This is a genomic window from uncultured Paracoccus sp., assembly GCF_947496875.1.
In the GTDB taxonomy this organism is placed as follows: Bacteria; Pseudomonadota; Alphaproteobacteria; order Rhodobacterales; family Rhodobacteraceae; genus Paracoccus.
The window spans coordinates 37,042-49,173 of sequence record NZ_CANMEH010000018.1 but is presented as its reverse complement, the minus strand read 5'-3'; the positions used below and the strand labels follow the sequence as shown (position 1 = coordinate 49,173).

The following is a 12,132-nucleotide window of genomic DNA, read 5'->3' as shown; positions in this document are numbered from 1 at the left end:
AGGGGGATCAGTCGGCCCTTGCAGGACTGACGTTTGGCGGCCGGCGGGGCGCCGTCATCCCCCACCATCCCTCACTCGTCCCCCTCCCGATCCCACAGGGGACCGGGCGGAGGGGGATCCGTCAGTCGAGATTCAGACGGTAGCCGCCGCGCCGGTCTGAGCGGATCAGATGCCGCCAGTCCTTCTGCGACTTGAAGACGTCGGCCATGCGTAGGCTCTTCGAGCCGGCGCGCGACAGGATCGCCTTGCCGTTCTGCCAGGGCTCTCCAGCCTGCGCGGCCTCGTGCAGCGCGCGCACGACTTCCGCCTGGATCGGGCCAAGCTTGAACCGGCAGCCGTTGCAGCGAACCTCGAAGTAGTCGGCTGAGTGGATGAAGGTGGCCTCCTCAATCGGCTGTCCGCCGGGCGAGAACCCGGTCTCGATCTCGAAACGGTCGCGTTCATCGCGTCTTAGGAGCAGATCACCGATCATGACGAGGACGGGCTGCGCATCGCCCCAGGTCGTCGCGTAGTCGGCCTTCGGCGTCCGAAAGCTCTCGAGATGCACCTCGCCGCACCGGAAGAGCTGGAACACGTCGCGGGCATGGAGATCGAGCAGGCCGCTGTAGTGGCTTTGCTCCCACGGCACTCGGTAGGATTCGCCGTCGGCGGCTTCCTCGTAGTCGCCGAACTCGATCGGCACGCCGAACACGCGCACCGACAGGCGGAGCTTGTCGTTCTCAGCAAGGTAGATCAGGTCGGCCTCGGTGATCTGCCAGCGCTCGAGGATCTCGGGGAGCGTGAAGTACGATTTATCGATATGCATTCACTGCCCTCCGCACCGATTCCCGTGTAAGATGTTTACCTTCTGTTCTTATTCGCTTGACGGGCTTCGATCAATCCGATTTTATCCTATTTCATCCACAGTTGGGTGGGGATGACATGACCGAGCACCACACACTTTCCGACCGCCTCAGAGCCCGGGCCAACCAGCTCGGCATCAGTCCCGCCCATGTCGCCGAGATGGCCGGCGTGAACCGGTCCTTCGTCTACGACATCCTCCGTGGCCGTTCAGCCCGCCCTGGCATAGACCGGCTGGCCGAGGTCGCCCGCGTGCTGAAGGTGGATCGCGACTGGCTGATCCATGGCATCGGCGAGGTGGAAGGGAAGCCCCCCTTCCTGGACAATCCTGACGACGCCTTCGTCGCCATCGCCCATGCCACCCCGCGCCCCGCAATGGGCGGTGGTGCAGTCGTGACCGAGGATGGCGACACGCCCGGCCGGGTCTATCATTTCCGCCGCTCCTGGATCCGAAACAGCCTCAAGGCCACCCCGTCGCAGCTGCGCATCATGCATGTCGAAGGCGACAGCATGGCGCCGACGCTGCTGAGCGGCGACGCGGTGCTGGTCGACATGACCCGTCGCGCGCCCAACCCACCCGGCATCTTCGTGCTGGACGACGGAATGGGGCTGGTGGCCAAACGGCTCGAGCACATCCCCAACAGCGACCCGCCCGCGGTGCGCGTCATCTCCGACAACAAGCACTATCCCGAATACGAAAGAACGGCCGACGAGATCCACATCGTCGGCCGCATCCGTTGGTTCGCGCGGGAGATATAGCAGTGGCCACTGAAGAGGATTTGGATGATCTTCTCGAGCTGGCGGGCTGCTGCTTTCGGGATTCCATGCGGGCCGTCGATATCGAGGCGTTCTTCTCCAGACGCGACATCCCAGTTGCAGAAGGGACCAGCAAGAAGACGGTTGCCCAGAATACACTTGCAAGCCTTCCACCAACAAAGGCGCTGGTGCTGGTCCTCGAGTTTGCGCGAGAACGGCGCGATATCGGCCTACAGGACCGGGTGTACCTCCTGCAGGACAAGGACCAGCCGGAGATCTCCGCGATCACTCGCGACCGGGTGGCCGATCGCCTTGGTGTCGGGATCCATGGACAAGGCGTTCGTCCGGACGTGATCGAGGGGCTATTCGATCTGAGTTCGCCTGCCGACTTCTTCGATGGCCCCACCAAAATTGAAGAGATCAGACAACACGCAACTGGCGCGGACCCGTTGTGGAACGCGAAGGAGGTCTTCGAAGTCATCGGAGCAATAACATGTCCTTCGAGGAGGTTTGCGCAGCTGATCGAGACCGCTCTGGATCCTAGGTTTCGTGATGCCGACGACCAGGCTGCGCTGGCAGCGGACTTGACCCGCATCCTGCAATTCGATGGCTACGAGGTTGCTCAGACAGGAGAGGTCTCGGGCCGCGCAACATTCTCGGTACGCCCCGTTCGCCGCGGCGTCGACGGGCGGCCGAAGAACCTGATCTTCGCTTCCAACGGACCAAAACCGAGGCTCGGGTTCTCGGATGCGATCGACAACGAAGTCGTCGTGCTCGAGCATGCCGACAGCTGCCTCGTTTATGAGCGCCCCATCGGCAATGGACTGTCATGGCTCGACCTCGTCCGTTGGTGGATGGATCAGAGAGGGATCGCCGACCTCGCCGAAGCACGCACCAGCCTCGGGCGGCGTTTACTTGCCTCGCTTGACGACGGGCCTGAGCAGGAGTTCTTCAAGGCGTACTTTCGCAATTTCGCTGAACGACTTGGAGACCGGCTGCCGGCACTCATCCCGCAGGTCTACCTGCACTATGATCCGGAGATCGCAAGGCGTCTCGCTGACAAACGCGTTCTATTCCGGCAGCGCATGGACTTCCTGATGCTGTTGCCGGGCCGACAGAGGATCGTCCTTGAGATAGACGGCAAGCACCACTACGCGAAAGGCGAGCGCGCCGATCCCGGCCTGTACGCCGAAATGGTTGCGGCTGATCGCAGCCTGCGACTTCGCGGCTACGAGGTGTTTCGGTTCGGGGGCTCGGAATTCTCTCAGCCGAAGGGATCGATGCAGGAAGCTGTCGACAAGCTTGTGACGTCATTCTTCGATCAGCTGTTCGATGCCCATCGGTTAGGATAGCACACCCCAAGAACACCGCAGGGCTACGCAGCTTTCCCCTAAGCATCTGAAAGTAATTGTTTTGGGGGCGCGTGCGGGTAGCGTTTCTCCCATGCGAAACGCGCCGACATATCCGCGGCTGGGCTCGAACCCGCTGCCGCCCGACCAGATGACACCTGCCGAACGCCGCGCCGAGGTGTGCGGCCTGCTGGCACTCGGGCTGGTTCGGTTGAAGCTGCGCGAGCGCGGCGAACCTTCTGACGCTACTGGAGAAATTCGCCTACACTCTCCGGCCGACCGATGCCGTCATGCAACTCCAACTGACCGGAGAACCGCATGACGACCCACGACCCCATCCCCGCGCGCCTGGCCGCGCTGAAGACGGCGACGACGCCGGAGCTGAAGGCGCAGTGGCGTGACCTGTTCGACAGCGAACCGCCGCCGTTCAACCGCCGCTACCTGGAAAGCCGACTGGCCTACCGCATCCAGGAACTCGCCTACGGCGGGCTGAAGCCCGAGACAATCCGACGGCTGGAGAGGCTGGGTGAGGAACTGGATGGCGGCGACCGGAAGAAGAGCCGCGTCCGCGCCGACACTATGCCCATCGCCGGCACGCGGCTGATCCGCGAATGGCAGGGTGTCGAGCACGTCGTCACCGTCACTGTGGACGGCTTCGAGTGGCAGGGGCGGCCGTACAAGTCGCTCTCCGCTATCGCGCGCGCCATCACGGGCACGCGCTGGAACGGCTGGGTGTTCTTCGGGCTCAAGAACCGGAGGGGTCGGACATGACGAAGCCGCTTGAAAAATCGAAGGTCGTCCGCAAGCTGCGCTGCGCGATCTACACCCGGAAATCCTCCGAGGAAGGGCTGGAGCAGGAGTTCAACAGTCTCCATGCCCAGCGGGAGGCGTGCGAGGCGTTCATCGCCAGCCAGCGCTCCGAGGGCTGGGTGCTGGTCCGCGATCAGTATGACGACGGCGGCATCTCCGGCGGCACGCTGGAACGGCCCGGTCTTCAGCGGCTGGTCGAAGACATCGAGGACGGGCTGGTCGACGTGGTGGTGGTCTACAAGATTGACCGCCTCAGCCGGTCGCTGGCCGATTTCGCCAAGCTGGTCGAGGTGTTTGACCGGAACGGGGTGACGTTCGTCTCCGTTACGCAGTCGTTCAACACCACCACGTCGATGGGTCGGCTGACGTTGAATATCCTGCTCTCCTTCGCCCAGTTCGAGCGCGAGGTGACGGCCGAGCGCATCCGCGACAAGGTCGCCGCTTCTCGCAAGAAGGGCATATGGATGGGCGGCGTGCCGCCCTACGGCTATCGGGTCGAGAACAGGAAGCTGATGGTCGACGACGAAGCTGCGGACCATGTCCGCTGGATCTTCGCCCGCTTCCTCGAGATCGGCTCGGGGACCGAACTCGCGCGGGAGGTCGCGAAACGCGGGATCCGCACGCCGCGCGGCAACCGGATCGACAAGAAGTACCTGTACCGGGTGCTGAACAACCGCGCCTACATCGGCAAAGCGGTGCACAAAGGCGAGAGCTATCCGGGCGAGCACGAGGCCATAATCGACCGCGAGACTTGGGACCGCGTTCACGCCATCCTGCAGGAAAGCCCCCGCAAGCGCGCCGCACGCACCCGCGCCGAGACGCCGGCGCTGCTGAAAGGGCTGCTGTTCGGGCCGGACGGCGCCGCCTTCTCGCCGACGCACACCCGAAAGGGCGACCGGCTGTACCGCTACTACGTCAGCCAGACGGTGCTGAAGCATGGCGCAGGATCTTGCCCAGTGGGCCGCGTGCCAGCGGGCGAGATCGAGGCGGCTGTCATAGACCAGCTCCGCGCGGTGTTCCGGCAGCCGGAGATCGTTGCGGGGACGTGGAAGGCGGCACGTGCCCACGCCGACGACATCTCCGAGGCCGACGCCCGCGCGGCCCTGCAGCAGCTCGACCCGCTGTGGGACGAACTCTTCCCCGCCGAGCAGGCGCGCATCGTGGCGCTGTTGGTCGAGCGGGTGGACATCGCCAGCGACGGCCTGAACGTCAGGCTGCGCGTCGACGGGCTCAGCGGTCTGGCCCGCGAGATGCTGGCCGGCGACATCGGAGAAGCGGCGTGATCCGCGTGTCGCCGATCCCCGAGACGGTGACGCTCCACGTACCGTTCCGCGTCGTGAAGCGCGGCGGGCGTAAAGAAATGCAGATGCCGGAAGGCGCGACGCAACCGCGCCGGACGGACAGCACGTTGGTCAAGGCGCTGGCCCGTGCGTTCCGATGGAAGCGGATGCTTGAGTCGGGCGAGTTCGCGACCATCGCCGAACTGGCCGAGCGCGAGGGGATCGCACCCTCCTACATGACCCGCGTCCTGCGGCTGACCCTGCTCGCGCCCGACATCGTGGAGGCGATCCTGGACGGGAAGCAGGGGCCGGAGGTGACGCTCGCGCAGGTGCTGGCGCCGTTTCCCGTGGAGTGGTCAGAACAGCAACAATTCTTCGCAAAGTCGAGGTGAACGGCCCCTAGTGGCAAGTCAGCCTGAAGCGTCGAGCGATGGTTCTCCGCTTCCCCCGCATCTTGGGCGGCGCCGATGCAGAAGCCCATGATATGGTTAGCGTTCTCTTGATGTTCTTTTGCAAGCATGGCAGAATGATTCCCAGCAAAACAAAGCACAAAGGGGCCGGGCGGTGACAGAGTTCTCCAGACTTCGCAAAGAGGCGGGCCTCAGTATTCCCGATGCAGTTGAGGCGCTTGGCTACTGCGAGCGGACGATCTACCGGTGGGAGACTGGTGACAGTGCCCCGCGCAAAGCAGCTCTGGAGATGCTCCGTCAGGTCGCGCGCAACAAGCCGCCTCTCTCCCATAGCTTCACCTTTATCGATCTGTTCGCGGGCATCGGCGGCCTGCGGAAAGGCTTCGAGCCCATCGGCGGCAAGTGTGTCTTCACCTCTGAGTGGGACCGCTTTAGTGTTGCGACCTACCTTGCCAACCACGCATGCGACCACGAGGTTGTAGGCGACATCACCAAGGTGCCGGCAGGGGAGATACCATCGCATGACGTGCTGCTTGCTGGATTCCCGTGTCAGCCGTTCTCGCTCGCGGGCGTGTCGAAGAAGAACGCGCTTGGCCGTCAACATGGTTTCCGCTGCGAGGCGCAGGGTACCCTATTCTTCGATGTCGCAAGGATAATCGAGCATCACAGGCCGAAGGCTTTTCTGCTCGAGAACGTGAAGAACCTTGTCAGCCATGATCGCGGAAGAACGTTTGAGGTAATCAGGAAGGCACTGACTGAAGAACTGGGTTACCACGTTCAGACGCGCGTGATTGATGCAAAGTCTCTCGTACCGCAGCACCGCGAGCGCATCTTCATCGTGGGCTTTAGGGAAGAGAATGATTTTGACTTCGACGGGCTCGCGCTGCCCGACCGTGACAAGGGGCCCCGCCTAGACTCCATCCTGCATCCGGAAGATGGCAGCGAAGATCCTGAGGAGCGCTTTACGGAAGGCGCCAAGGCCCGCGTGCTGCCCAAGTATACGCTTTCAGATCATCTATGGGGATATCTGCAGAACTATGCAGAAAAGCACCGGGCGAAAGGTAACGGGTTTGGGTTCGGTCTTGTTGACCGGTATGATGTCGCAAGGACCCTATCGGCAAGATACTACAAGGATGGCTCGGAGATCCTGGTCCGGCAGAGAGGACATAAGAACCCACGCAGGCTTACCCCGCGTGAATGCTCACGGCTCATGGGTTTTGACAGACTCGGCGAGCAGCCTTTCGCTATTCCAGTGTCGGACACCCAAGCCTACAAGCAGTTCGGCAATGCCGTAGTTGTGCCCGTCGTGGAGGCGGTCGCGCGTCATATGGAGCCTTTCCTTCGTCAGGACATCGCGTCACCACGAAAGGTGAAGGAAGTTGCCTGACATTGTCGATCCGGAGACACGCAGCCGGATGATGTCCGGCATCAAGGGGAAGAACACGAAACCGGAGCTCATGGTGCGCAAGGCGTTGCATGCCCGGGGGTTTCGATATCGGCTGCATGACCCGAAGGTGGCCGGAAAGCCCGATATGGTCTTCCCAAAATTGAAGGCCGTGATCTTTGTGAATGGCTGTTTCTGGCACGGCCACGACTGCTACCTTCACAAACTGCCAGCGACCAGAACGCAGTTCTGGAAGGCGAAGATCGTAGGAAACCGTCAGCGTGACGACACTGTGCGCAAGACTCTGCGAGATTCGGGATGGCGGGTTCTCACGATCTGGGAGTGCGCTTTGCGTGGCAGGGAGAAGATCGGACTAGATGCAGTTGTCGACCGCGTTGTCGGATGGCTTCCCAGTGATGCCGACAGCACCGAGATACGAGGCTCGGCATGAGCGCATGGGCGCTTGAAGGGCAGACCCTGGTGTTGAGGGGAAATGGTGTCGACGCAGTGCCGACTGCCGAGGAAGTCTATTCATCCGTTATCGAGGGATCGTCGCCCTGGCCTGATGTTCCGCCAGGCAAGACTGGCGAAGCGAGCAGCCTAAAGTTCAGCCGCTATCCTGCCGAAGTGTATTTGGTGATTGAGGATCGTGCCGAAGGCGAGATGCCAGCCACAGTACTGATGGCGCAGCCGCAGTCTGGTAGTGGCTTTCGTATATCAGCTGAGTTGCTCAGTGTCGGTCACGTTGTCGAGGCTGGAACGTGGTTCCCTCTTACTCCATCCAGCGTTTCGACCATCCTCGACCTACTCCGTGAGGGGGAAGTGGACGGGGTGGGCGTGGTATCGTCTTTCAGGGGCCTTCTCGCGCTCAAAAAAGCCGCAGCCAACGGAGAGCCGGTTACTGATCTGACGTCCTCAGATCGGCAGAGCGCCACGCGCCTTTTTCGGAGTAGCGACGAGGCCCCGGCAGGTGTCGACGCAAAGCTCTACACCTACCAGATTGATGGCTGGAGGTGGCTTAGCTTCATTCTTCGCGAAGAACTTGGCGCCCTGCTTGCCGACGAAATGGGTCTTGGAAAAACCCTGCAGGTCATCAGCGCCCTGCGCGATCCGGGCACCGGTAGCAAAGTGTCCCGATCACTAATCGTGGCGCCTGGATCGCTTCTCGAGAACTGGAAAAGAGAAATCGACAAGTTCTGTCCTGATCTGAGTGTTCTCAAACATCAGGGCAGCATGAGAACCGGGCGGCCCAAAGATCTCGAGAGGTACGATGTGGTCGTAACTTCTTACGACACCGTCGTCCGCGACCTGTCGCTGCTTAAGATGATCGACTGGTCCGTCGTAGCACTCGATGAAGCGCAGAACATCAAGAACCCGAAGGCCAAGCGGACGCTGTCAGTCAAGCAGTTGCCACGGTCTGCGTCCCTCGCGATCACGGGTACGCCGATTGAGAACCGGCTCACTGATCTATGGTCGATCATGGATTTTGCGCTTCCGGGATATCTCGGCAGCCTGAAGGAGTTCAGCGAGACATATGATAACGACGTCGACGCTGCAGCGAGCATCGAGCCACTGATCTCTCCGCTCATGCTCCGTCGCAGGGTCTCAGAGGTCGCTAGTGACCTTCCCGAACGCATCGACATACCTGAGATTATTGAACTCTCTGAAACAGAGGCTCAGGAGTATGACCGGATCAGACAAGCCATCTTGGACGAGTATGGCCAATCCGCGACGCTGGTCTCCCTGACGAAGCTTAGGCAGTTCTGCGCACACCCGGGTCTGCTGCCGGATCACGATCCTGAGAATCTCCCGGAAGAGTTCGTGAAGTTCGCGCGGCTACTGGAGATCATTGAAGAGATCATTCAGTGTGGCGACAAGGCAATCATCTTCACTTCCTATACGAGTATGGCTGACAGGATTGCGACCGCTGTCCGGGATCGTTTTCGTGCGTTCGCCGAAGTTCTTGACGGGCGGACACCCATTGATGATCGGCAACCGCTGATTGACAAATTCAGTCAGGAAGGGGGGGCCGGCGTTCTGGTTCTCAATCCGAAGGCTGGCGGCGCCGGTCTGAACATCACCGCAGCCACGCATGTGATCCACTACAATCTCGAATGGAACCCGGCGCTTGAAGACCAGGCTTCGGCACGCGCTCATCGACGGGGCCAGACAAGGCCAGTGATGGTGCGACGTCTGATCTGTGAAGGAACGGTCGAAGAGATCGTTGAGGAAAGGGTACAGCGTAAACGCCGGATATCGGAGACCGCCGTGGTCGGCGTTAGCGGCGCCGAGGGGGAATACGCTGACCTCATGGCGGCCCTTGCGCAATCACCAATGCGAAGAGGAGATTCATGACTTTTGAGACACGCTCCATAACTAAGGTTTTGAGTGCAAACGACACCGGTGAAACCGGCGGACATCAGGCTGGTATTCTCGTGCCGCGAGAGCGGCGGCTACTTTCGTTCTTCCCCAGCCTAAATGAAAAAGATTACAACCCAAGGGCGCATCTGAAATTTGTGGACGCCTCGGGAATTGAATGGGAGTTCGCGTTTATTTATTACAACAACAAGTTTTTTGGCGGAACGCGAAACGAATATCGCCTTACTCGAATGACTAGGTTTATTCGAGAAGCAGGGCTCGCCGCTGATGACGAAGTCATACTGTCTCGAAGCGAAGCGGATGAGTACAGTATCGATTTTAAGAGGAAATCCGAAGCAAGACCGGATGAGAGGGGCGTTCTCAAGCTGGGCTCGGGATGGAAGATAGTTGATATGGAAGGGAGGCGATAATGTCATCAGAGGTAGGAATTGAGTCGGTCCCTGATCCCGGGAGGACCATGGAAGGCCTCAGGGATACCGGGTATGAATTTGAGACGGCAATTGCGGATCTCGTTGACAACTCAATTGCTGCTAATGCCGATGTTGTCGACATTCGCATCAATCAGGACTTCAGAGGTAACGTCCGGGTCTCGATCGCAGACAATGGTGAAGGCATGGACCGTGATGGACTGGTTGATGCCATGCGCTACGGCTCGCCGAAGCGTTCTGATCCTGCAAGCCTCGGGAAGTATGGGCTCGGCCTAAAGACAGCATCAACAGCCTATTGCCGCAGGCTGTCCGTGATATCCCGCAAGGATGGCTCCGCCGCTCTTCATATGGCCACATGGGATCTCGATCACGTGATGCAGTCACAGAAGTGGCTTCTGTTGATGAGTGATGAGCCCGACGAAGAAGCCGTAGAGCATCTGAACGAGGTCGCGCCAGAGAGATCGGGAACAGTAGTTGTGTGGACAAAGGTTGACCGTCTGCTCGGCAACTATCAGGACCCGGGCGGCAAACCTGCTCAGAAAGCGCTCGCAAAGAAGGTGGGCGAACTGAACGAGCATCTTGCTGAAATCTACCAGCGTTTTCTGGACACCAAGGACAAGCGTGCCCGTAATGTGAAGATCACGCTTAATGGAGAAGACGTTAAGGCATGGGACCCTTTTCAGGCGGGGCTGTCCGAGCTTGTCGCGGCAGAGAGTATTCCGACAGAGACGGAGAGCGGCGCTGAAGCCGAGTTCACGGTCAAGGCATACATTCTCCCACGCCGGGAGGAGTTCCCAAGTGATGAGCAGGCAAAGGCTGCGAAGCTGTCATCGGATCGTCAGGGAATTTACATCTATCGCCAGGACCGGCTAATCCACGACGCCGACTGGCTTGGTATGTTCCAGAAGGAACCGCACAGCACCCTACTACGCATCGAATTCTCTTTCGATCACAGACTTGATGAAGCCTTCCATCTCGACATTAAGAAGTCGCAGATCATCCTAAATGATGATCTCTGGACCTGGCTGAAGGATCAGTTCCTGCCCGCACCACGTCGAGAGGCTAACCGACGGTATCGAGAGGGTCAGAAGAAGGATATCAACAAGAAGAGCAAAGGCGCGCACGACGCGAGCAACAGGAATATCGGCAACAAGGAGGCTGAGGTCGGCGGGGCCGAGGTCAATGTCACTGACCCCAACACCGGTGACGTGACGGTCGTAAATTCTCGCGGAAAGTTCAAACTGAAGCTTCCGATAGGTGCTGCTGCCAAGCCCGGTGAGGTCTTCATCCAGCCCGCCGATGATGTGAGCGATGGTCTGCTCTTCGAGCCCGCGATTATCGAGCAGCACAAGGCGGTCAGGATCAACACAGACCATCCATACTACCGCAAGGTCTACGTCCCAAACCTAAATACCAGCGTTACCATACAGGGGATGGATTCCCTTTTCTGGGCGTTGTGTGTCGCCGAACTCAGCGCGACAACGGACAAAACTGCTGAGAACTTCAGTGACATGCGTTTCGAGGTGTCACGTATCCTCCGTAAGCTCGTGGAGAGCCTGCCAGAGCCGGTGACGAACTCGGATGCCGATGTTGCATGATCCCCGTGCAATTGGATCGATTGTCAGCCTCGAAACTGGACTGGATTTCGAGACTAGCTCCCGTAAGGATAGTGACGGGTGCCAGATCATCTCGCTAACGCCGGCGGGCCACAACCCTGCCCATACTTTCGGGATTGATGTCGAAATTGGGTGGCGGCGACTTGAACTGAGCTTTGTTCCCGGGAAATTCGCCGGGCCGCTGCTGCAGGCGATGTCAGAGGCTGATGACTCGGGGCGGGCTGTGTTTAGGGCCGTCCTTAGGGACTGCGAAAGCCAGGGCGCGAAAGTCAGCTTTAAACTGAACGGAACGGAACAGCGCTATGGTGAAGAGTCCATCTGGGACGCTACATGGCGGCGGTTATCCTTTCAGCTAAGCAAGGGGAACCTCGAGTTGGGTACCGAGGATGGCATCCCGGACTTTGAAATCGTTCAGAGCTGGACCACGCGCTTCGCCGCCGCAGTCATATCGCTGTTGCCACTAGAGCAGCATGAGGCGGAGGAGCTTGAGGGATATCCCGAGGGCGCTGTCCAGAAGGTGGAGGTAAACCGCTACGAGCGGGACAGGCGTAACCGTGCGGCTGCCCTAGCGATACACGGTAGCGCCTGCCTTGCCTGCGGGATGGACTTCGGAAGAACATACGGCCCTCACGCGGACGGGTACATCGAGGTCCACCACGTTGTGCAGGTCAGCCAGCTGGGGAGCAACTACATGATCGATCCGAAAGAGGACCTCGTTCCACTCTGTCCAAATTGCCATGCCGTGGCCCATCGAAGAAACCCGCCATTCACGGTCGATGAGATAAAGGGCCTTCTTCGGCTTGGTACTGGTGATCCCTCACGTGTGAGCGAAGTAGGATGACCTGCGAACGTTCGATTTCCGTTCCATCTCGCCGAACGC

12 protein-coding genes are annotated in these 12,132 nt (G+C 60.0%); 11 read left to right on the top strand and 1 reads right to left on the bottom strand.

Annotation, left to right across the window (positions count from 1 at the left end; translation table 11 throughout):
- Positions 1 to 121: 121 nt before the first annotated feature.
- Positions 122 to 805 carry a hypothetical protein gene (locus Q0938_RS15810; RefSeq protein ID WP_299364369.1) on the bottom strand — a complete coding sequence of 228 codons (684 nt, stop codon included), beginning with the start codon at positions 803 to 805 and terminating at the stop codon, positions 122 to 124.
- Positions 806 to 921: 116 nt separating this feature from the next.
- Between Q0938_RS15810 and Q0938_RS15805 the strand changes: the two genes are divergently transcribed.
- The 11 genes from Q0938_RS15805 to Q0938_RS15755 all read left to right on the top strand — a co-directional run bounded on the left by Q0938_RS15805 (position 922) and on the right by Q0938_RS15755 (position 12,093).
- A complete protein-coding gene (locus Q0938_RS15805; RefSeq protein WP_299363542.1) occupies positions 922 to 1,599 on the top strand; it encodes a S24 family peptidase in 678 nt (225 codons plus the stop codon).
- A 2-nt stretch (positions 1,600 to 1,601) separates the two neighbouring features.
- The gene (locus tag Q0938_RS15800) at positions 1,602 to 2,948 is read left to right on the top strand and encodes a hypothetical protein (protein WP_299364367.1); all 1,347 of its coding nucleotides are present in this window, start codon (positions 1,602 to 1,604) and stop codon (positions 2,946 to 2,948) included.
- A gap of 315 nt (positions 2,949 to 3,263) precedes the next feature.
- Entirely contained in the window at positions 3,264 to 3,716 is a 453-nt protein-coding gene (locus tag Q0938_RS15795; RefSeq protein ID WP_299364364.1) for a DUF2924 domain-containing protein, read from the top strand.
- Positions 3,713 to 5,038 (top strand): recombinase family protein, encoded by a 1,326-nt coding sequence (locus Q0938_RS15790; protein WP_299364362.1) that lies wholly within the window; start codon positions 3,713 to 3,715, stop codon positions 5,036 to 5,038. Before Q0938_RS15795 ends, Q0938_RS15790 begins: the two co-directional genes overlap by 4 nt.
- On the top strand, positions 5,035 to 5,427 hold the full coding sequence (locus tag Q0938_RS15785) for a hypothetical protein (protein WP_299364360.1): 393 nt from the start codon (positions 5,035 to 5,037) through the stop codon (positions 5,425 to 5,427). The genes Q0938_RS15790 and Q0938_RS15785 overlap by 4 nt, the downstream gene beginning before the upstream one ends.
- Positions 5,428 to 5,599: 172 nt before the next feature.
- The gene (gene dcm / locus Q0938_RS15780) at positions 5,600 to 6,832 is read left to right on the top strand and encodes a DNA (cytosine-5-)-methyltransferase (protein ID WP_055663669.1); all 1,233 of its coding nucleotides are present in this window, start codon (positions 5,600 to 5,602) and stop codon (positions 6,830 to 6,832) included.
- The gene (locus Q0938_RS15775; RefSeq protein WP_055663668.1) at positions 6,825 to 7,280 is read left to right on the top strand and encodes a very short patch repair endonuclease; all 456 of its coding nucleotides are present in this window, start codon (positions 6,825 to 6,827) and stop codon (positions 7,278 to 7,280) included. The genes dcm and Q0938_RS15775 overlap by 8 nt, the downstream gene beginning before the upstream one ends.
- Entirely contained in the window at positions 7,277 to 9,184 is a 1,908-nt protein-coding gene (locus tag Q0938_RS15770; protein WP_299364343.1) for a DEAD/DEAH box helicase, read from the top strand. The genes Q0938_RS15775 and Q0938_RS15770 overlap by 4 nt, the downstream gene beginning before the upstream one ends.
- Complete coding sequence (locus tag Q0938_RS15765; RefSeq protein WP_299364341.1) at positions 9,181 to 9,618, top strand: EcoRII N-terminal effector-binding domain-containing protein; 438 nt, start codon at positions 9,181 to 9,183, stop codon at positions 9,616 to 9,618. Before Q0938_RS15770 ends, Q0938_RS15765 begins: the two co-directional genes overlap by 4 nt.
- The gene (locus Q0938_RS15760; protein WP_299364339.1) at positions 9,618 to 11,234 is read left to right on the top strand and encodes an ATP-binding protein; all 1,617 of its coding nucleotides are present in this window, start codon (positions 9,618 to 9,620) and stop codon (positions 11,232 to 11,234) included. Before Q0938_RS15765 ends, Q0938_RS15760 begins: the two co-directional genes overlap by 1 nt.
- Complete coding sequence (locus tag Q0938_RS15755) at positions 11,218 to 12,093, top strand: HNH endonuclease (RefSeq protein WP_299364337.1); 876 nt, start codon at positions 11,218 to 11,220, stop codon at positions 12,091 to 12,093. The genes Q0938_RS15760 and Q0938_RS15755 overlap by 17 nt, the downstream gene beginning before the upstream one ends.
- The last annotated feature ends 39 nt before the right edge of the window (positions 12,094 to 12,132 follow it).

Bases quoted from the DNA above. Each gene is read 5' to 3' on its own strand.
- Q0938_RS15810 (WP_299364369.1), bottom strand. From the start codon at position 805: ATGCATATCGATAAATCGTACTTCACGCTCCCCGAGATCCTCGAGCGC.
- Q0938_RS15805 (WP_299363542.1), top strand. From the start codon at position 922: ATGACCGAGCACCACACACTTTCCGACCGCCTCAGAGCCCGGGCCAAC.
- Q0938_RS15795 (WP_299364364.1), top strand. From the start codon at position 3,264: ATGACGACCCACGACCCCATCCCCGCGCGCCTGGCCGCGCTGAAGACG.
- Q0938_RS15790 (WP_299364362.1), top strand. From the start codon at position 3,713: ATGACGAAGCCGCTTGAAAAATCGAAGGTCGTCCGCAAGCTGCGCTGC.
- Q0938_RS15770 (WP_299364343.1), top strand. From the start codon at position 7,277: ATGAGCGCATGGGCGCTTGAAGGGCAGACCCTGGTGTTGAGGGGAAAT.
- Q0938_RS15765 (WP_299364341.1), top strand. From the start codon at position 9,181: ATGACTTTTGAGACACGCTCCATAACTAAGGTTTTGAGTGCAAACGAC.
- Q0938_RS15760 (WP_299364339.1), top strand. From the start codon at position 9,618: ATGTCATCAGAGGTAGGAATTGAGTCGGTCCCTGATCCCGGGAGGACC.
- Q0938_RS15755 (WP_299364337.1), top strand. From the start codon at position 11,218: ATGCCGATGTTGCATGATCCCCGTGCAATTGGATCGATTGTCAGCCTC.